Origin of the sequence: Nonomuraea solani (assembly GCF_900108335.1) — a bacterium.
Lineage (GTDB): Bacteria > Actinomycetota > Actinomycetes > Streptosporangiales > Streptosporangiaceae > Nonomuraea > Nonomuraea solani.
In genome coordinates this window covers 287,033-305,782 of sequence record NZ_FNVT01000005.1, presented here as the reverse complement: position 1 = coordinate 305,782, position 18,750 = coordinate 287,033, and the positions used below count along the sequence as shown (strand labels likewise).

Here is an 18,750-nt window from a genome sequence, read left to right as displayed (position 1 = left end):
TCTATGCGTCCCACGACCAGCCCGCCTCGCCCGCTGACCGGGCTCGCGACCATGCTCGACGCCGATTCCGGCACGTCGCGGTCGCCCCATGCCGCCCTGACCGGCGTCACGATCGACTCCCGCAACGTCAGACGCGGCGATCTGTACGTCGCGCTGCCCGGCAACCGCGTCCACGGCGCCACGTTCGCCGCCGCCGCGATGGCCGGCGGAGCCGTGGCCGTGCTCACCGACCGCGCCGGTCGCGACGCGGCCGTCGCCACCGGGCTGCCCGTGCTGATCGTGCCCGATCCGCGCGCCCTGCTCGGGCAGATCTCCTCCTGGGTGTACGGGCAACCGGCCCACGACATCCAGGTCCTCGGCGTCACCGGCACCAGCGGCAAGTCCACCACCACGTTCATGGTCGAGGCGGGCCTGCGGGCCGCCGGCCATCGGGCGGGCCTGGTGGGCGGCGTCGAGATCCGCGCCGGTGACCTGCGCTTCGAGCCCACCCTCACCACGCCCGAGGCGTGCGACCTGCACGCGCTGTTCGCCCTGATGCGCGAAGAGGGTGTCAGCGCGGCGGCCATGGAGGTCTCCAGCCACGCGCTCGCGCTCGGCCGCGTCGACGGCGTCTTCTACGACGTGGCCCTGTTCACGAACCTGTCGCAGGACCACCTCGACTTCCACAAGGACTTCGACGACTACTTCGCGACCAAGGCGAAGCTGTTCCAGCCGGAGCTGAGCCGCGCGGGGGTCACCAACCTCGACGACCGTTACGGGCGTGAGCTGCTCGGCCTGGCGAAGGTGCCGATGACCACGTTCTCGGCGCAGGGCGACCCGGAGGCCGGGTGGCAGGCGCTGGACGCCCGGCTCGGGGCCGACGGCAGCGCGTTCAGGGTGGTCGGTCCCGGCGGGGTCGAGGCCGACGCGCAGATCTCGCTGCCGGGGCCGTTCAACGTCGCCAACGCGCTCGGGGCCATCGTGACCCTGGTCGAGGCCGGCGTGCCGCTGCAGACCGCCGTACACGGCGTCGGCACGCTGACCGGGGTGCCCGGCAGGATGCAGCGTGTCACCGACGCCGGCGACGAGTTCCAGGCGGTCGTCGACTACTCGCACAAGCCGGGCGCGGTCGAGTCGGTGCTGCGCTCGCTGCGTACCGTCACGGCGGGCACGCTGACCATCGTGCTCGGCTGCGGCGGCGACCGCGACATGGGCAAACGACCTATCATGGGCGAAATCTCCGCTGAGCTGGCGGATGTGGCTATTTTCACGAGCGACAATCCCCGCTCGGAGGATCCGCTGGCCATCCTCGCGACGATGATGGAAGGGGCGCTCCGCGTTCCGCGGCAGGACCGCGCTCATGTGATCATTGAGCCCGACCGCGCGGCCGCCATCGGCCTGGCGATCGCCCGGGCCGGGCGCGGCGACGTGATCGTCGTGGCCGGCAAGGGTCACGAGCAGGGCCAGTACGTTTCAGGCGAGGTGATCCCCTTCGACGACCGCGAAGTGGTCGCCGAAGCGATCGACGCACGCAAGGAAAGCAGGAAGCACTAATGATCCCGTTGCCTCTGGCCAGGATCGCCGAGATAACCTCGGGCGCCCTGTCGGGCATGGCCGATCCCCGCGCGGTGGTGCGCGGGCCCGTCGTGATCGACTCGCGGGCCGTTGAACCGGGATCCCTGTTCGTCGCCTTCAAGGGTGCGCGGGTCGACGGTCACGACTACGCCGCGCAGGCCATCCGGGCCGGAGCCGTCGCCGTGCTGGCCACCAGGCCCGTCGAAGCGCCCGCGATCATCGTGCCCGACGCCGCCGCCGCGCTGGCCGAGCTGGCGGCCGCCCAGACCAGGACGCTGTCCAAGGTCACCGTGATCGGCGTGACCGGCTCGGCCGGCAAGACCGGCACCAAGGACCTGCTGGCGCGGCTGACCGGGCGGATCGGGTCCACGATCGCCCCCGTGGGCAGCTTCAACAACGAGCTCGGCCATCCGCTGACCGTGCTGCGCGCCGACCTCGACACCCGGTTCATGGTGCTGGAGCTGGCCGCGCGCAACATCGGCCACATCAAGGACCTGACCCGCATCGCGCCGCCGCAGATCGGCGTGGTGCTCAACGTCGGCACCGCGCACCTCGGCGTGTTCGGCGGCAAGGAGGCCATCGCCAAGGCCAAGGGCGAGCTGGTGGAGTCGCTGCCCCGGTCCGGCGTGGCCGTGCTCAACGCCGACGATCCGCTGGTGCGGGGGATGGCCTCCCGTACCGACGCGCGCGTCACGTACTTCGGGCGCGGCGAGTCGGCGGCGATCAGGGCCGAGGACGTCGTGATGGACGCGCGCGGGCGGGCCTCCTTCACGCTGCGCACCCCGTCGGGGGCGGCGCACGTGTCGCTGAAGCTGTACGGGGGGCACGCCGTCGAGAACGCGCTGGCCGCCGCGGCCGCGGGCTACGAGCTGGGCCTGCCGGTGGCGACGATCGCCGAGGAGCTGTCGGAGGCGACGGCGCGCAGCCGGTGGCGGATGGAGGTCACCGACCGGGCCGACGGGGTGACGGTCGTCAACGACGCCTACAACGCCAATCCGGACTCGATGCGGGCCGCGTTCGAGATGTTCGACGTGCTGGGGAAGGGGCGGCGGCGGTTCGCGGTCATCGCGGCGCTGCGGGAGCTGGGCGAGGAAGGGCCCGCACTCAACGCCGACCTCGGCCGCCTGGCGGGCGGGGCCGGTCTGGCGGGCCTGATCGTGGCCGGGCCGGACGCGGGCCCGGTCCTGGAGGGCGCCCACGAGGCCGCCCAGGCGGCCTACGCGGCCGCTTCCCAGCCGGCCGGCCCTCAGCCAGGCGGCCCCCAGCCGGACGGTCCTCACTTCGCCGGCTCTCAGCCCGAAGATCCTCAGACGGGTGGTCCTCACTTCGGCGGCCCCCAGCCGGAGGGCCCCCAGACAGGCGGTCCCCACTTCGGCGGCCCCCGGCAGAGTGGCCCCCAGACGGGTGCCGGTCCTGAGGGTTTCGCGCCGGAAGGCGCTCAGCACGCGCCGGGTGGGCCGGTTCCGGGGCCTCAGGCGCCCGCTGGGCCCGCGCCTCTGCCGGGCGGACCTCCGGCCCCTGGGCCGCACCCGGGCGCCCCCCAGGGCTGGCACGGCCCCGCGCCGGAGTACGGCACGCCCCAGCCCGGATGGCACGGGCCGGACGCGGTGCCTCCGGGCGCTCCCGGGCAGGGCTGGCACGGGCCGGACGCCGGTGGAGTCGTACAGGAGTGGCCCGCGGCGGGACCTGAGCAGTGGCATGGACCCGGGCAGGGCTGGCACGGCCCCGACGAGGGCGCCGAGGCACCGGACGCCGGGCAGCAGTGGCACGCGGCAGGACACGGGCCGGGCGCGCCGGTGCCCGGATGGCAAGGACCGATCTCCGACGGACCCCCGATGGGCGGGCCTCCGATGGGCGTGCCTCAGGCCGGTGGCCCTCCGATGGGGCAGCCGCCGATGGGCGTGCCTCAGGCGGGCGGCCCTCCGATGGGACAGCCTCCGGTGGGTGGGCCTCCGATGGGCGGGCCGGCGATGGGGCCGCCTCCTGTGGGCGGGCCTCCGGGGCCCGGGATGGGTGGAGCGCCCGTGGCGGGGCCTTACGCGCAGCAGACGCGGATCGTCCATGTGCCGGACGCCGAGGCGGCCGCGGCGGAGCTGGCCGGGTGGTTGCGGGCCGGTGACGCCGTGCTGATCAAGGGCCCCAGAGCCATGGGCCTGGAGCGGACGGCCGAGCTCCTGCTCGGAGGTACGGCCCAGTGACCGACATCATCATCGCCGGCGCGGTGGGCCTGATCCTTTCGATGCTGGGCACCCCGCTGGCGATCAGGCTGTTCTCGCGGCGCGGCTACGGCCAGCAGATCCGCGAGGAGGGCGTACAGGCCCACCACGGCAAGCGCGGCACCCCCACCATGGGCGGCACCGTGATCGTGCTGGCCGCGCTGCTCGCCTACGGGGCCTCGCACCTGGCCACGCTCGCGCCCCCGACCGTCTCGGGCATGCTGGTGCTGTTCCTGATGACGGGGCTCGGCGCGGTCGGGTTCCTCGACGACTTCATCAAGATCTACAAGCAGCGCAGCCTCGGCCTCCGCAGTGGCGCCAAGGCGCTCGGCCAGCTCGTCATCGGCGCGGTCTTCGCGTTCCTGGTGGTACGCGAGCCGAACGTCTACGGCATCACCCCCGCCGAGACCCGCATCTCGTTCCTGCGGGACTTCGACTGGTCGATCGGCATCGTCGGGTTCACCATCTGGGTGCTCATCATGATCGTCGGGTTCTCCAACGCGGTGAACCTCACCGACGGTCTCGACGGCCTGGCCAGCGGCGCGACCGGGGTCGTGCTGGGCGCGTACGTGCTGATCGGCAACTGGCAGCTCCGCAACAACTGCATCGACCAGCTCGGCCCCAACTGCTACTGGGTACGTGACCCGCTCGACCTCGCCGTCGTGGCCGCCGCCGTGCTGGGCGCGCTGATCGGGTTCCTGTGGTGGAACGCCCCGCCCGCCCGCATCTTCATGGGCGACACCGGCTCGCTGGCCCTGGGCGGCGTGCTGGCCGGTCTGGCCATCGCCACGCGTACGCAGCTCCTGCTGATCATCCTGGCCGGCCTGTGCGTGATCATCACGCTGTCGGTGATCATCCAGGTCGGGTTCTTCAAGATGACCGGCAAACGCGTGTTCAGGATGGCGCCGCTGCAGCACCACTTCGAGCTGAAGGGGTGGGCGGAGACCACGATCGTGGTCAGGTTCTGGCTGGTCGCGATGCTCTGCGCGGCGCTCGGGCTCGGGCTGTTCTACGTCGAATGGATGCCCAAGCCGTGAGCCTGACCTGTGTCGCCGGGCTCGGCGTGTCCGGCACCGCCGTGGCCAGGGTGCTGGCCGGGCGCGGCGAGCGCGTCGTGGTCGTGGAGTCGGTGGCGGGCGAGCGGCAGCTCGCCGCCGCGGCCGGGCTGGCCGAGGCCGGCGTCGAGACGCGCTTCGGTGAGATGGCGCTGCCCGAGGGCACGACCAGGCTGGTCACCACCGGCTGGGCGCCGCATCACCCGCTGATCGCCGCCGCGCTGGCGGCCGGGGTCGAGGTCGTCGGCGAGGTGGAGCTGGCCTGGCGGCTGCGTCCCGCGCAGGCGGCCCCGTGGCTGGCGCTGACCGGCACCAACGGCAAGACCACCGCCGTGCGCATGCTCACCTCGATCCTGCTGGCCGCCGGGCACAAGGCCCTGGCCGTGGGGAACGTGGGCGTGCCGGTGGTGCGGGCGGTCGCGGAGCCGTACGACGCGCTGGCCGTCGAGCTGTCCAGCTTCCAGTTGCACTGGTCCGGCACCCTGGCCCCGCACGCCGCGGCCATCCTCAACGTGGCGCCCGACCACCTAGACTGGCACGGGTCCATGGAGGAGTACGCCGCCGCCAAGGGCCGCATCTACGAGCGCGCCGGCACGGTGATCTTCAACGCCGACGACCCCGAGGCCACCCGGCTGGCCGCGCCCTATCCCGGCGCGGTCGGCTTCACGCTGCGGGTGCCCAAGCGGGGCGAGCTCGGCGTGGTCGAGGACCTGCTGGTCGACCGGGCGTTCGTGGACGACCCGGCCGAGGCGGCCGAAGAGCTGGCGACGCTGGAGGACATCCGGCCGTTCGCGCCCCACAACGTGGCCAACGCGCTGGCCGCCGCCGCCCTGGCCCGCTCGCTCGGCGTGCCGTCGGAGGCCGTACGCCAGGGGCTGCGCGACTTCGTGCCCGACCCGCACCGGCTGGCCCACGTGGACCGGATCGGCGAGGTCGACTACATCGACGACTCCAAGGCGACCAACCCGCACGCCGCCGCCGCGGCGCTGGCGTCGTACGCGTCGGTCGTCTGGGTGGCGGGCGGCCAGCTCAAGGGCGCGGACGTCGACGACCTGGTGCGTCAGGCGGCCCCGAGACTGCGCGGCGCTGTCCTGCTCGGCGCCGATCGCGCCCGGATCGCCGAAGCCATCGCGCGACACGCGCCGAATGTCCCCGTCGTGGACATCGCCGATCGGGACACTGGTGCGATGGAAAGAGTCGTCACCGAAGCCGCCCGGCTGGCCTCGCCAGGGGACACCGTGCTGCTCTCCCCGGCGGGGGCCTCCCTGGACATGTTCGCCAACTATCCGGCGCGGGGGGAGGCCTTCGCGCGCGCCGTACGCGAGCTGAGGGCGCGACGTGAGCACGAGCGCTGAGGAACGGGTACGGCCGGCCCCGCAGAATCCCCAGGGCTGGGCCAAGGAGCAGCTCGGCACGCTGAAGGAACTGCTCGAAAAGCCGCTGACCACCTATTACCTGATCATCATGTGCACCGCGCTGCTGCTGGCGCTCGGCCTCATGATGGTGCTGTCGGCCTCCAGCGTCGAGGCGCTGCAGAAGACCGGCAGCCCGTTCTCGTGGTTCATCAAGCAGTCGTTGTCGGCGGCGATCGGCGTGCCGGTGATGTACGCCTGCTCGCGCCTGCCGGTCAAGTTCTTCCGCTGGGCCGGCTACCCGATGATGGCGCTGTCGATCATCGCGCTGGTCATGGTGCTGTTCATCGGCTCGTCCGAGCTGGGCGCGCAGCGGTGGATCTATCTCGGCCCGTTCACCATCCAGCCGTCCGAGCCGGCCAAGCTCGGGCTCGCGCTGTGGGGGGCCGACCTGCTGGCCAGGCGGGCCAGGCAGGGCCGCATCGAGTGGCGGCAGATGCTGATCCCGCTGATGCCCGGCACCGCGATCCTGGCCGTCATGGTCATGCTCGGCCGCGACCTGGGCACCACGCTGGTGCTCTTCATGATCTTCCTGGCGCTGCTGTGGGTGGTGGGGGCGCCGATCAAGCTGTTCGGCGGCATCCTGTCGCTGGCGGTGCTGGCGGCGGTCATCATGATCAAGGTGGAGCCGTACCGGATGGCGCGCATCGGCGCCTTCCTCAACCCCTGGGCCGACGCGCAGGGCGCGGGCTACCAGGCGGTGCAGGGGCAGATCGCGATGGGCTCCGGCGGCTGGTTCGGGCTCGGGCTGGGCAGCAGCAGGCAGAAGTGGAGCTGGCTGCCGCACGGTGAGAGCGACTTCATCTTCGCCATTCTCGGTGAGGAGCTCGGGCTGATGGGCACGCTGATGGTGGTGGCGCTGTTCGGGCTGCTCGGGTACGCGGGGCTGCGCGTGGCCGTACGCGTCAACGACGCCTTCACCAGGCTGGCGGCGGCCGCCATGGTGGCCTGGATCGTCGGGCAGGCGACCGTCAACATGGGGGCCGTGCTGGGCGTGCTGCCCATCACCGGCATCCCGCTGCCCCTGGTCTCGTACGGCGGCTCCTCGCTGCTGCCCACGCTCGCCGCGCTCGGCATGCTGCTGTCGTTCGCCAAGCGCGAGCCAGGTGCGCGTGAGGCCTTGGCGGCTCGTGGCCCCGGACCGGCCGCCCGGGGCCTAAGCTGGCTTGGCCTGGGCGGTACGACCAAAGGCCGAGCGACACGTTAGGGAGTGACCGAGATGAGGGTGGTCCTCGCCGGTGGGGGGACGGCCGGGCACATCGAGCCCGCGCTCGCCCTTGCGGACGCGCTGCGGCACCTAGACCGCGGCGTCGGCATCACCTGCGTGGGCACCGAGCGCGGCTTGGAGTCGCGGCTCGTGCCCGCCAGGGGCTACGAGCTGGAGCTGGTGCCCGCCGTGCCGCTGCCCAGATCGATCACGCCGAGCCTGCTGACGGTGCCGGGGCGACTGGCCGGGGCGATCAACGCCGTGGCGGCCGTCATCGACCGGGTCAAGGCCGACGTGCTGGTCGGTTTCGGCGGTTACGTGGCGACCCCGGCCTATCTGGCGGCCAAGCGGCGCGGCGTGCCGATCGTCGTCCACGAGGCCAACCCGCGGCCCGGGCTGGCCAACCGGCTCGGCGCCCGGCTGACCGAGCACGTGTTCAGCGGCTTCCCCGACGGCGCGCTGCCGAAGGCCGAGTTCATCGGCACGCCGCTGCGCCGCGAGATCGTCACGCTCGACCGGCTGTCCATGGGCGACAAGGCGCGCTCCTGGTTCGGGCTGGAGAACGACCGGCCGACGCTGCTGGTGTTCGGCGGCTCGCAGGGGTCCAGGTCGATCAACCAGGCCGCGCTGGCCGCCGCGCCGATGCTGCGCCGGGCCGGCGTACAGGTGCTGCACGTCCTCGGCCCGAACAACACCGTCGACCGCGAGCCCCCGCCGGGCGACCCGCAATACGTGCTGCTGCCCTACGTCGACCGCATGGACCTCGCCTACGCGGCCGCGGACCTGGCGCTCTGCCGCAGCGGCGCGCTGACCTGCGCCGAGCTGACCGCGGTCGGGCTGCCGGCGGCCTACGTGCCGCTGCCGCACGGCAACGGCGAGCAGCGCATCAACGCCGAGCGCATCGCGCGCGGCTACGGCGGCCTCATGGTCGACGACACCGAGCTCTCACCCGAATGGATCATCCACAACGTGCTGCCCATCCTTCACGACCCCGAGCGGGTCGCCGCCATGTCGGAGGCCGCCTCCAGACTGGGAAGGAAGGACGCCGATATCATGCTTGCCAGGAAAGTGTTGGAGATAGCCCGATGAGTCTCGTGAAGCTGGTCGATCCCGTCACCGTTGAAGAGTTGGGGCGGGTGCACTTCATCGGCATCGGCGGCGCCGGAATGTCGGGCATCGCCCGCATTCTTCTCAAGCGCGGCGTGCGGGTGTCGGGCAGTGACGCGCGCAGTTCGGAAATGATCACCGAGCTGCGCGAGCTGGGCGCCACCGTGCACATCGGCCATGCCGCCTCCCACATCAGAGACGTCGACACCGTGGTCGTCTCGACCGCCATCCGCGACTCCAATCCGGAGCTCGGCGAGGCGCTCAAGCAGGGGCTGCGCATCATTCCGCGGGCCGCCGCGCTGGCCTCGGTGATGGCCGGGCGCACCGCCGTGGCCATCGCGGGCACGCACGGCAAGACCACCACCACCTCGATGCTGACGGTGGCGCTGCAGAAGTGCGGCACCGACCCGTCCTACTGCGTGGGCGGCCAGCTCGTCACCACCGGGCTCGGCGCCGACGACGGGCAGGGCGGCGTGTTCGTGGCCGAGGCCGACGAGAGCGACGGCTCCTTCCTCATGCTCGCGCCCGACATCGCCGTGGTCACCAACGTCGAGGCCGACCACCTCGACAACTATGGCGACCCGCGGGCGGTGCACGACAGCTTCGCCAGGTTCGCCGACCGGATCGGCTCGCTGCTCATCGCGTGCGCCGACGACCCCGGCTCGGCCGAGGTGGCGCGCCGGGCGCGCGAGCGTGGGCTGCGGGTCAGGACCTACGGCCTGAGCGGCGACGACTACCGCGTGACCGGCGTCAGGCCCGACGGCTTCGGCACGGTGTTCGAGATCGAGGGCAGGGGTGAGGTCAGGCTGGCCGTTCCCGGGGCGCACAACGCGCTCAACGCCGCCGCGGCCATCGCCGTGGCCGATGAGCTGGGGCTGCCGTTCGAGGAGATCAGGCAGGGCCTGGGGGCCTTCGTCGGGGCCAAGCGGCGCTTCGAGGCCAAGGGCGAGGCGGGCGGCATCGCGGTGTTCGACAGCTACGCCCACCACCCGACCGAGCTGGCCGCCGACCTGCGGGCCGCGCGCGACGTGGTGGCCTCCTACTCCGGCAGCGGGCGGGTCATCGCGATCTTCCAGCCGCACCTCTACTCGCGCACCCGGTTCTTCGCCGACGAGTTCGGCACGGCGCTCGGGCTGGCCGACGAGGCCATCGTGCTCGACGTCTACGGGGCCCGCGAGGATCCGGAGCCGGGGGTGTCCGGCGCGATGGTGGCCGGGCGGGTGCCGCTGCCGCCCGAGCGGGTCGCGTACGCGCCCGACCGGGCCGCGGTGCCGGCCATGGTGGCCGCGCGCGCCCGGCCCGGCGACATCGTGCTCACCATGGGCGCGGGCGACGTCACCGAGCTCGGCCCCCAGATCGTCGCCCGCCTCGCCTGAGGCCCCCGCGCGCGGGGCGTTTGGGCGTGGCGCGCGGGTGTTGCGTCGTGCGTCGGCGTAGGTTCGGTGCCTACATGAGCCGCATGGTGGGTCACATGGTGGGTCACATGGTGGGCCGCGTGGTGGGAGGGCGATGAAGGCGCGCACGGCGTTCCTGGTGCTGCTGACGGCCGGGGTGGTGGGTTCGGCCGCGTGGCTGGTGTTCTTCTCGCCCGTCCTCGGCGTGCGCTCGATCGAGATCGTGGGAAATCTCACAGTGCCGAGCGAGCAGATCGAGCAGCAGGCCGGGGTGGCGGACCTGCACCCTCTCGCCACCGTCAACCTCGCCGACGTCCAGACCCGCGTGCTCGGCATCAGACGGCTCGCCACCGCCAAGGTGGACCGGATCTGGCCGGGCACGCTCAAGATCGAGGTGGTCGAGCGCGAGCCGGTCGCCGCCTTCCCGGTGGGTGACAAGGTGGCGATCGTCGACGAGCGCGGCGTGGTGATCGAACTCAGAGCCGCCGCGCCGCCCATGCTGCCCCTGCTCCAGATCGACCGCCCCGTCGAGGGCGATCCCGCCATGATGGCGGCGCTGCAGGTCATCAAGGCGGTTCCGGCCGAGGTGGCGGGCAAGGTCAGGCGGGTGCGCGCGGGCACGGCCGAAGGCGTGACGCTGGAGCTGTCAGACGGCCGTACCGTCATCTGGGGTGGCGTCGACCGGCCGCAGGAGAAGGCGCAGATCCTCACGTCGCTGCTCAAACGCGAAAGAGCGGTCACCCTGTACGACGTCAGCTCACCCGACGTGGTGACCCTGAAGTGATCGTGATCGTCAGGGTCTGGCAACCACGGGGCAAGAGCATCGCCGAGCCTGTGCGAGGTGGGGGTCGCGGCGTGAGAGCCTGTAAGCCGGACTTTCGGCAGTGGAGGGCCGCGACCAGGCGCGACTGCGGAGCGAAACGGACAGCCCGCGACACGCCGGACGTGCTTGCGGCGCGGTTAGTTGACCCGCCTGGAGCGTAACTCCTACTGTCCGTATCAATCCTCAGGTTGACATAAATCTAAATCTCAACCTGAGGTTGAGAGTTACCCGAACTGAGAAAAAGCGGAAACCATCCGCACCGAAATGGCAAGTCAACGAGCGGAAAGGCCCCTCGTCGTGGCAGCACCGCAGAACTACCTCGCGGTCATCAAGGTCGTCGGCATCGGCGGCGGCGGAGTCAACGCCGTCAACCGGATGATCGAAGAGGGACTCAAGGGCGTCGAGTTCATCGCCATAAACACCGACGCCCAGGCGCTGCTGATGAGTGACGCCGATGTGAAACTCGACGTGGGCCGCGAGCTCACGCGCGGACTGGGCGCGGGCGCCAACCCGGATGTCGGCCGCAAGGCGGCCGAAGACCATCGTGAGGAGATCGAGGAGGTCCTCAAGGGGGCCGACATGGTCTTCGTCACGGCGGGCGAGGGTGGCGGCACGGGCACCGGTGGCGCGCCGGTCGTGGCCAACATCGCCAGATCCCTCGGCGCGCTCACCATCGGTGTCGTGACCAGGCCGTTCAGCTTCGAAGGCCGGCGCAGGGCCTCACAGGCCGAGGCCGGCATCGAGACGCTGCGCGACGAGGTCGACACCCTCATCGTGATCCCCAACGACCGGCTGCTGTCGATCTCCGACCGGCAGGTGAGCGTGCTCGACGCGTTCAAGGCGGCCGACCAGGTGCTGCTGTCGGGTGTGCAGGGCATCACCGACCTCATCACCACCCCCGGACTGATCAACCTCGACTTCGCCGACGTCAAGTCGGTCATGTCGGGTGCCGGCTCGGCCCTCATGGGCATCGGCCACGCCCGCGGCGACGACCGTTCGGTGGCGGCGGCCGAGATGGCCGTCTCCAGCCCGCTGCTGGAGGCCAGCATCGACGGCGCCCACGGCGTGCTGCTGTCCATCGCGGGCGGCTCCGACCTCGGCCTGTTCGAGATCAACGAGGCGGCCCAGCTCGTGTCGATGGCCGCCGCGCCCGACGCCAACATCATCTTCGGCACGGTCATCGACGACGCGCTCGGCGACGAGGTGCGGGTGACCGTGATCGCGGCGGGCTTCGACGACGTGCCGGGCCCCGCGGAGAAACCGGTGCCGCGCCCTGCGGCCCGGCCCGCCGCCCAGCCGCCGGCGCCGCCCGTGTCGTCGCCTGCCCGGCCGAGCGTGTCCTCGCCCAGCGTCAAGTCGGAGCCGCCCGCGCTGCGCCCTGAGCCGCGCGCTGAGGTGCGTTCGGAGCCTCGGGGGGACTTCCGGTCCGAGCCGCGCTCCGACTTCCGTCCTGAGCCCCGTTCCGAGCCGCGCGCCGAGTTCCGGCCCGAGCCGCGCCCCGAACCCCGTCCTGAGCCGGTGCGGCCGGTGGAGCCCGTACAGGCCGCCGAGCGGGACGCCGGCGAGTCCGTCGCCGACGAGCCGTCCGGCCCCGTCTCGATTCCCCGGCCCGCGCCCGAGCCCGCCAACCCGCCCACGCCCATCACTTCCCGCATGTCGGAACCCGCCAAACGTCCTCGTGTGATCTTCGAGGAGCAGGAAGAGGAACTCGACGTTCCCGACTTCCTCAAGTAGCCGTCCGCCTGACGCCGCTCCCCGCAGCGACACGGGAGCGGCGCCGTCGTGTGCCGGAGCCGCCGCCGCAGCGGCGTGACAGCGGGGCGGCAGGGGGTGGAGGAGGCCGGGAGTGAGGGGGAGAGAGACGTGAGGAAGGACGAGATCGCGGCGGGCCTCGCCGAGGTGGACGAGCGCATCGCGCGGGCCTGCCACGCGGTGGGGCGCGACCGGGGTGAGGTCACGCTGATCGCCGTCACCAAGACCAGGCCCGCGGAAGACGTGCGGATCCTGTGCGAGCTGGGCGTGCGCGACGTCGGCGAGAACCGCGACCAGGAGGCCGCGGCCAAGGCCCACGAGCTCGCCGATCTGCCGCTGACCTGGCACTTCGTCGGGCAACTGCAGACCAACAAGGTCCGGTCCGTGGTCGCGTACGCCGATGTGATCCACTCCGTCGACCGCCTCAGGCTGCTGGAGGCGATCAGCAAGGAGGCGGTGCGGCAGGGCAGGAAGGTCGGCTGCCTGCTGCAGGTGGCCCTCGACGACGACCCCGCCAGGGGCGGCGCCCGCGCCGGCGAGCTGCTGGAGCTGGCCGACGAGGTGGCGCTCACCGAGGGCGTGTGGCTGGGCGGGGTGATGGCGGTGGCGCCGCTGGGCGAGGATCCGGCCGCCGCGTTCGCCCGTCTCCGCGATCTGGCGCTGCTCGTCCAGGAGCAGCACCCCCGCGCCACGATGATTTCCGCGGGCATGAGCGAGGACCTCAACGAGGCCGTCGCGTACGGCGCGACACACGTGCGGATCGGTACGGCGTTGCTCGGTCGTCGCAAGCCCTTCGTCAGGTAATGTCCCCTCAAGTGGGTCTTCAGGCTCACGACCAAGTGAAGGTCGATCAGCGGTGAGCTCCAAGGGGGTACGGCTGCCGCCTCGGACACGGCGACGGGCCCGAGCGAGTGCGACCATGATCAGGAGGACGACGGAGCGATGGCCGGCGCGATGCGCAAGATGGCGGTCTACCTCGGTCTCGTGGAGGACGACCGCTACGAGAGGTACGAGACCTACACGGACGAGTACGCCTACGAGGACGAGGTGCAGCGCACCGGCGAGGAGCGGCCCGTAGCGGTCCAGGACCGCGACGACGAGGGTGAGGCGGGCGTGCCCGCGCCCAGGCCCGCCACGACGATCCTGGAGCGCCGCACGACCGATCTGGCCCGCATCACGACCCTCCACCCTCGGACGTACAACGAGGCTCGTACCATCGGAGAGCACTTCAGGGACGGCACCCCGGTCATCATGAACCTGACCGAGATGGTTGACAGCGACGCGAAGCGGCTGGTCGATTTCGCGGCAGGTCTGGTCTTTGGCCTACACGGCAGCATCGAACGTGTTACCAACAAGGTGTTCCTGTTGTCCCCTGCCAATGTCGAGGTGACCGCTGAGGACAAGGCCCGAATCGCGGAACGCGGGTTCTTCAACCAGAGTTAGAGTCTCTGTATGTCTATCGGTCCCAACCAGGTCTCGCCGAGACCGGGAGGGCACATCGGAAGTGGAGGCGCGGCCGGGCCGTGGGGATCATCAGTCAGCTCTTGGTGATTGTCCTGTCTCTCTATTTGGTGCTGCTCATCGGCAGGATGATCTTTGAGATGGTTCAGGCGTTCGCGCGCCAGTGGCGGCCTTCGGGCGTCATCCTGGTGCTGGCGGAGGCCACATACACCGCAACCGACCCACCACTCAAGTTCCTCCGCCGTTTCATTCCCCCGCTCCGGTTGGGTACGGTGGCCTTTGACCTAAGCTTCACCGTCCTCTTCATCGTCGTGCTGATCTTGATCCAGATCGCGCAGGCGTTGCGATGAACGGGGCCGGTGTCGTGCCGGTCGTGATCCAACTCGTGTCCGCGCTGAAGTGATTCGGGTTACCGTCCTCCGGACAGACTCCAAGCGCGCCAAGGAGACCAAAAAATGCCGCTGACGCCCGCTGATGTGCGGAACAAGCAGTTCAGTACCACCCGGCTGCGACCGGGCTACGACGAGGAAGAGGTCGACGCCTTCCTCGACGAGGTGGAGGCTGAGCTCGACCGCCTGATCCAAGAGAACGAGGAGCTCCGCGCCAAGCTGGCCGAGTGCCTGCGCGGGAAGGTGCCGGGCGGCATGAACATGCCCATGGCCTCCGCCCCGGTCCAGGAGCAGCCCAAGCCGGAGATGATGGCCCCGCCGCAGCCGGAGCCCATGCGCGCCCCCGAGCCGCCCCCGGTGCAGCAGCAGCCGGTCCCCGTGGCCATGAACATGCCTCCCGCCGAGGACAACATGGACACCGCGGCCCGCGTGCTCGCCCTCGCCCAGCAGACCGCCGACCAGGCCATCTCCGACGCCCGCCGGGAGGCGGACGACACGGTGACCCGCGCCCGCCGCGAGGCCGACGAGATCCTCACCAAGGCCCGCCGCCAGGCCGAGCAGGTCATCGGCGACGCCCGTGCCCGCGCCGAGACGCTCGAGCGCGACGCGCAGGAGCGCCACCGCCAGGCGATGGGCTCGCTCGTGCAGACGCGCGACGAGCTCGAGCGCAAGGTCGAGGAGCTGCGCAGCTTCGAGCGCGAATACCGCAGCAGGCTCAAGCTCTACCTGGAGAACCAGCTCGCCGAGCTCAACGTGTCCGCCGAGGGCAGCGGTGGGTTCCCGGTGATGTCCGGTGGTCCGCAGCAGGGTCAGCAGGCTCCCGCCATGTCGCACGCCGTGCCTCAGGGTGGCCAGCAGCCTCTGCCCGGTGGTCCCAGCCCGTTCGGCGGTGACGCTCCGCAGGGCGCCTTCCCCGGCGCTGACGGTCCGCACAACGACCGCCGGTAAAGTGGTGGGTCACTAGGACCTGTCTCTCGAAAGAGCCCCCTGTGATCCTTATCAGTGCTGGTTTGGTGCTCGCGGCAGTGGTTCTGCTGATCGCGGGCTTCGTGCTGGCGAAGCCGTTCCTGATCATGTGGTCCATCGTGGTCAGCGTGTTGTCCGCGCTGTTCCTGGTGATCGGGGCGTTCCTGCGGCGGAACGAGCTTTTTCCCGGAGGTGGGCAGGCCGCTGCGCCGGCCACCCCCTCGAAGGGGCTTGCGCCGCCCGCGCTGCCGTACAACCAGACCGGTCCCATGGCTCACCAGCCACCCCCCGCACCCCAACCGCATCCGCGGGCACCGCAGCGGGCGGCGACCACGCCCTCCCCTGCCACCGCCCCCGGCCCCGCCCCGCGCCGCACCGCGGCGGGCGGCATCACACCGGATGCGATCGTGCTGGTGATCCCCGGACGCAGGCGATACCACGTCGCCGGCTGCCGGCAGCTGAGCGGCCGGGATCACGAGGAGCTCACGTACGAGGAGGCACGCGAGGAGGGCTTCACGCCCTGCACGACGTGCCTGCCTGACGCCGCGCTCGGCGGACGGCAACTGCCGCCTGCCGCCGACCCCGAGCCCGCCGTCGCTCCCGGCCCCGCTTTCCCCGCCGAGAGCCGGGCCGAAAACTCCGCGGAGACCCGCGACCTTCGTCCGCCGGTCACCCCGCCGAAGTCCGACACCAAGGCTTCCACCCCCAGCCCGGAGCCCGCCGCCTCCCACGAGGAGGGCGTCACCGGGTGGTTCGGCCGCCCGTCCGCCACCCCGCCGGGCCAGGCTCCCGCTGACTCGGAAGATGAGCAGGCGGACGCGCAGACCTCCTACTTCCGGCCCCCGCCGTTCGCGCAGCGGGCCGAGTCCGCTTCGGACGAGACCGACACCTCGGTGCCCAAGCCCGGTCCGGTGAGCACCCCCGGTTCGGGCAAGCCCGGTCAGACGGGCAGGCCCACGCAGACCACGGGCTCTCCGGAGCAGTCCAGACCATCCACCGGCACTCCCGGCACGCCTGGTGCCAAGCCCGGCACGCCTGGCACCAAGCCCGGCACGGCCGGCGTGACGCCCGAGACGCCTGGAACTGCCGGCGCGAGGCCTGGCACCGCTGGGGCGAGGTCCGAGGCGCCTGGTGCTGCCGGCGCGAGGCCCGGGACGTCTGACGCGAGGCCCGGGACGGCGGGCACCGAGCCCGGCGGACCGGCCGCCACCTCCGCTTCCGGGCCGTCCGGCACCAGGCCCGGTCAGTCCGGCCAGTCGGACCGCCCCAGCCAGTCGGACCGGCCCGGCCAGTCGGACCGGCCCGGCCAGTCGGACCGGCCCGGCCAGTCGGATCGGCCTGGTCAGTCGGATCGCCCCGGTCAGTCGGACCGGCCTGGGCAGGCCGGCGGCAAGCCGGGTGCGCCCGGCCAGGCGTCGAGCCGTTCTGAGGCCGGTGCCAAGGCAGGCCAGGCGTCGAGTCGTCCCGAGCCGGTCGGTGGCAAGCCTGGACAGCCGTCCGGCAATGGTGGGCCGTCGGGTGGCAAGCCTGGGCAGTCGTCCGGCGCTCAGCCCGGGCAGGCCCCTGGTGCCGCCGGGCAGGTAGGCGGCAGGACTGGGCAGTCGTCCGGCGCCGCTGGGCCGTCGGGTGGCAAGTCCGGACAGACTTCCGGGGCCCGGCCTGGGCAGGCTTCCGGTGGGGCCCGGGACGACGACTCCTCGGGGCCTGACACGGCGCCGCAGCTTCGCGTGCCTTCTTCCGCGACGCCGGGCCGTCCAGGACCAGCGGGTGGGGCCGGCAAGCCGTCCCAGCGGCCTTCTGGCCCCGGCAAGGAGCCATCCTCGACGCCGGGGGAGACCGTGGTGCTGCACGAGCGGCCCGCCTCCTCGGCCGAGTCCGAGGCCAAGCCCAAGGGACCGCTGCCCACAGGCGCTCCCACCCGGCCTTCCGGGGTACGGCCGCCGCCCGGTGCGGCGGGGTCGAGCGGGTCCGAGCGCCCGTCCGGTGGGTCCGAGCGCCCGTCCGTGAGCGGGGTGTCTGGCGCGGGTAGTTCCTCTGGTGGTCCGGGCACTAAGAACGGGACCGCTGCCGAGGCGCCCAAGGCCGGATCTCCGAAGGTCGGTGCCGCTCAGGGAGAGCCGCCCCGGGGTTCCCAGGGTGCGACTTCCCAGGGTGCGACCTCCAGGGACGTGGAGAGCGGTGCTTCGCCCAAGAGTGGCGCCCCTGCTCCCAAGACCGGCCCCTCGTCGGCCCCGTCACGGCCCCAGGCCGCGGGGGCGGCGGGGAAGGCGCCGGCCTCGGGTTCCAAGTCCGAGACGCCGGGCGATGACGAGCCGGGCGGTGCCAAGGCCGGTGCCGGGGGTAAGGGCGGGCGCCAGGGTACGGTGAAGGTCATCGTCGGGACCCGTCGCTACCACAGCACGGCCTGCCCCTTGATCCGGGGCGCGGGGGACAGCGGCGTCGAGACGATGACGCTCGCCGCGGCGGAAGCGGCCGGGCTGACGAGCTGCTCGGTGTGCCAGCACGACCGCGAGACGGTCGGCTAGCCTCCGCTTTCACGCGTTGCCGCCGCCGACCCGCCTGCCTCGGTCGTACTTCGGCATTGGACGGAACCACGGTGGCCGTCGAGCCGGTGGATGGCGGATGGCGGATGGCACCTGCGGCTCGGTCGTCCCTCAAGGTCGCCGTCGGCCACGGTGAATGGCGGGAAAGCTCGCCGCCGCTTGGCCGCCAGGTCGTCGCCGCCGGCGCCTCGCCGCTCTGCCGCTCGGTGGTCGCCGCCGGCGCCTCGCCGCTCGGTGGTCGCCGCCGGCGCGTGGCAGGACAACACGTTCGTCGCCGGGCTCTACGTCGTCACCAGCCCGCACCGGGTCCGGCTGGTGCTCGACGCCGGCACCGGGACAGCGGTGGCGACGTGGAGCACCGTGCCCCTGACCAGCTCCCGCCTGGAATGACATCTGCGGTCGCTGCTGATGACCCGGCCCGATGTCGCCCAGGTGATGATGACCGGGCATCCCGTGGCGCCGGGCCGGCTGAGCAGGTCAGGGAATCGCCGATTTCCATGCCCTCCGGGGCCGGCACTCCCAGTCGCGTCCCGCCTCTGTCACGTTGCCGGCCGGGCGGTGCGGAGCGATCACCTCGCCGGTCACGCTGCCGGTCGCGGCCTCCGGTCCGCTCACGACCGCGCTCGCCTTCGCGCGGCTGTCACCAGCTCCGTGGTGCTTCATCGGCTCACCCGACGAGGCGTGGAACAGGTTCACGAACGCCATGCCGGCCCCTGCCGCGTCGCCGACCCTGTCCCGCTCGTACTGGTAGTCGGCACAAAGCTCGATCGTGTCGCTCTCCACCGGCGGCTGCCGCGCCTAGCGTCCGACCTCACGGGGGCCCTTGTCCTGCTCGATGCTGCTCGTTCAGCAAAAGCTCGGAGCTGACCCT

General features: G+C 72.0%; 16 protein-coding genes. 15 read left to right on the top strand and 1 reads right to left on the bottom strand.

Annotated features, from left to right (window positions below):
* Positions 1-3: 3 nt before the first annotated feature.
* From C4V41_RS21075 to C4V41_RS21005, 15 genes are all read left to right on the top strand, one after another.
* The gene (locus C4V41_RS21075) at positions 4-1,533 is read left to right on the top strand and encodes a UDP-N-acetylmuramoyl-L-alanyl-D-glutamate--2,6-diaminopimelate ligase (protein WP_103957605.1); all 1,530 of its coding nucleotides are present in this window, start codon (positions 4-6) and stop codon (positions 1,531-1,533) included.
* The gene (gene murF, locus C4V41_RS65870) at positions 1,533-3,752 is read left to right on the top strand and encodes a UDP-N-acetylmuramoyl-tripeptide--D-alanyl-D-alanine ligase (RefSeq protein ID WP_327537462.1); all 2,220 of its coding nucleotides are present in this window, start codon (positions 1,533-1,535) and stop codon (positions 3,750-3,752) included. The genes C4V41_RS21075 and murF overlap by 1 nt, the downstream gene beginning before the upstream one ends.
* Complete coding sequence (gene mraY, locus C4V41_RS21060) at positions 3,749-4,807, top strand: phospho-N-acetylmuramoyl-pentapeptide-transferase (protein ID WP_103957604.1); 1,059 nt, start codon at positions 3,749-3,751, stop codon at positions 4,805-4,807. Before murF ends, mraY begins: the two co-directional genes overlap by 4 nt.
* Positions 4,789-6,180, top strand: a complete 1,392-nt coding sequence (gene murD, locus C4V41_RS21055) for a UDP-N-acetylmuramoyl-L-alanine--D-glutamate ligase (RefSeq protein WP_103957603.1) — start codon at positions 4,789-4,791, stop codon at positions 6,178-6,180. The genes mraY and murD overlap by 19 nt, the downstream gene beginning before the upstream one ends.
* On the top strand, positions 6,164-7,444 hold the full coding sequence (gene ftsW, locus C4V41_RS21050) for a putative lipid II flippase FtsW (protein WP_103957602.1): 1,281 nt from the start codon (positions 6,164-6,166) through the stop codon (positions 7,442-7,444). Before murD ends, ftsW begins: the two co-directional genes overlap by 17 nt.
* A 12-nt stretch (positions 7,445-7,456) precedes the next feature.
* Complete coding sequence (gene murG / locus C4V41_RS21045; protein ID WP_103957601.1) at positions 7,457-8,533, top strand: undecaprenyldiphospho-muramoylpentapeptide beta-N-acetylglucosaminyltransferase; 1,077 nt, start codon at positions 7,457-7,459, stop codon at positions 8,531-8,533.
* Entirely contained in the window at positions 8,530-9,927 is a 1,398-nt protein-coding gene (gene murC / locus C4V41_RS21040) for a UDP-N-acetylmuramate--L-alanine ligase (protein WP_103957600.1), read from the top strand. Before murG ends, murC begins: the two co-directional genes overlap by 4 nt.
* 133 nt (positions 9,928-10,060) lie before the next feature.
* The gene (locus C4V41_RS21035; RefSeq protein WP_103957599.1) at positions 10,061-10,729 is read left to right on the top strand and encodes a cell division protein FtsQ/DivIB; all 669 of its coding nucleotides are present in this window, start codon (positions 10,061-10,063) and stop codon (positions 10,727-10,729) included.
* Between the two features lie 336 nt (positions 10,730-11,065).
* On the top strand, positions 11,066-12,502 hold the full coding sequence (ftsZ, locus tag C4V41_RS21030) for a cell division protein FtsZ (protein WP_103957598.1): 1,437 nt from the start codon (positions 11,066-11,068) through the stop codon (positions 12,500-12,502).
* Between the two features lie 129 nt (positions 12,503-12,631).
* The gene (locus C4V41_RS21025; protein ID WP_103957597.1) at positions 12,632-13,324 is read left to right on the top strand and encodes a YggS family pyridoxal phosphate-dependent enzyme; all 693 of its coding nucleotides are present in this window, start codon (positions 12,632-12,634) and stop codon (positions 13,322-13,324) included.
* Between the two features lie 138 nt (positions 13,325-13,462).
* Positions 13,463-13,963 (top strand): cell division protein SepF, encoded by a 501-nt coding sequence (locus tag C4V41_RS21020; RefSeq protein ID WP_103957596.1) that lies wholly within the window; start codon positions 13,463-13,465, stop codon positions 13,961-13,963.
* An 80-nt stretch (positions 13,964-14,043) separates the two neighbouring features.
* Complete coding sequence (locus C4V41_RS21015; RefSeq protein WP_103957595.1) at positions 14,044-14,331, top strand: YggT family protein; 288 nt, start codon at positions 14,044-14,046, stop codon at positions 14,329-14,331.
* Positions 14,332-14,436: 105 nt separating this feature from the next.
* Complete coding sequence (locus C4V41_RS21010; protein ID WP_103957594.1) at positions 14,437-15,318, top strand: DivIVA domain-containing protein; 882 nt, start codon at positions 14,437-14,439, stop codon at positions 15,316-15,318.
* A gap of 77 nt (positions 15,319-15,395) precedes the next feature.
* Positions 15,396-17,861: a hypothetical protein gene (locus C4V41_RS61935; RefSeq protein WP_160150347.1), complete on the top strand. Its 2,466-nt coding sequence runs from the start codon at positions 15,396-15,398 to the stop codon at positions 17,859-17,861.
* Positions 17,862-18,113: 252 nt separating this feature from the next.
* Positions 18,114-18,269: a hypothetical protein gene (locus tag C4V41_RS21005; RefSeq protein WP_200824120.1), complete on the top strand. Its 156-nt coding sequence runs from the start codon at positions 18,114-18,116 to the stop codon at positions 18,267-18,269.
* A gap of 87 nt (positions 18,270-18,356) precedes the next feature.
* Here the strand turns inward: C4V41_RS21005 and C4V41_RS21000 are convergent, their stop codons facing one another.
* Positions 18,357-18,662 (bottom strand): hypothetical protein, encoded by a 306-nt coding sequence (locus tag C4V41_RS21000; RefSeq protein WP_103957593.1) that lies wholly within the window; start codon positions 18,660-18,662, stop codon positions 18,357-18,359.
* Positions 18,663-18,750: the final 88 nt, after the last annotated feature.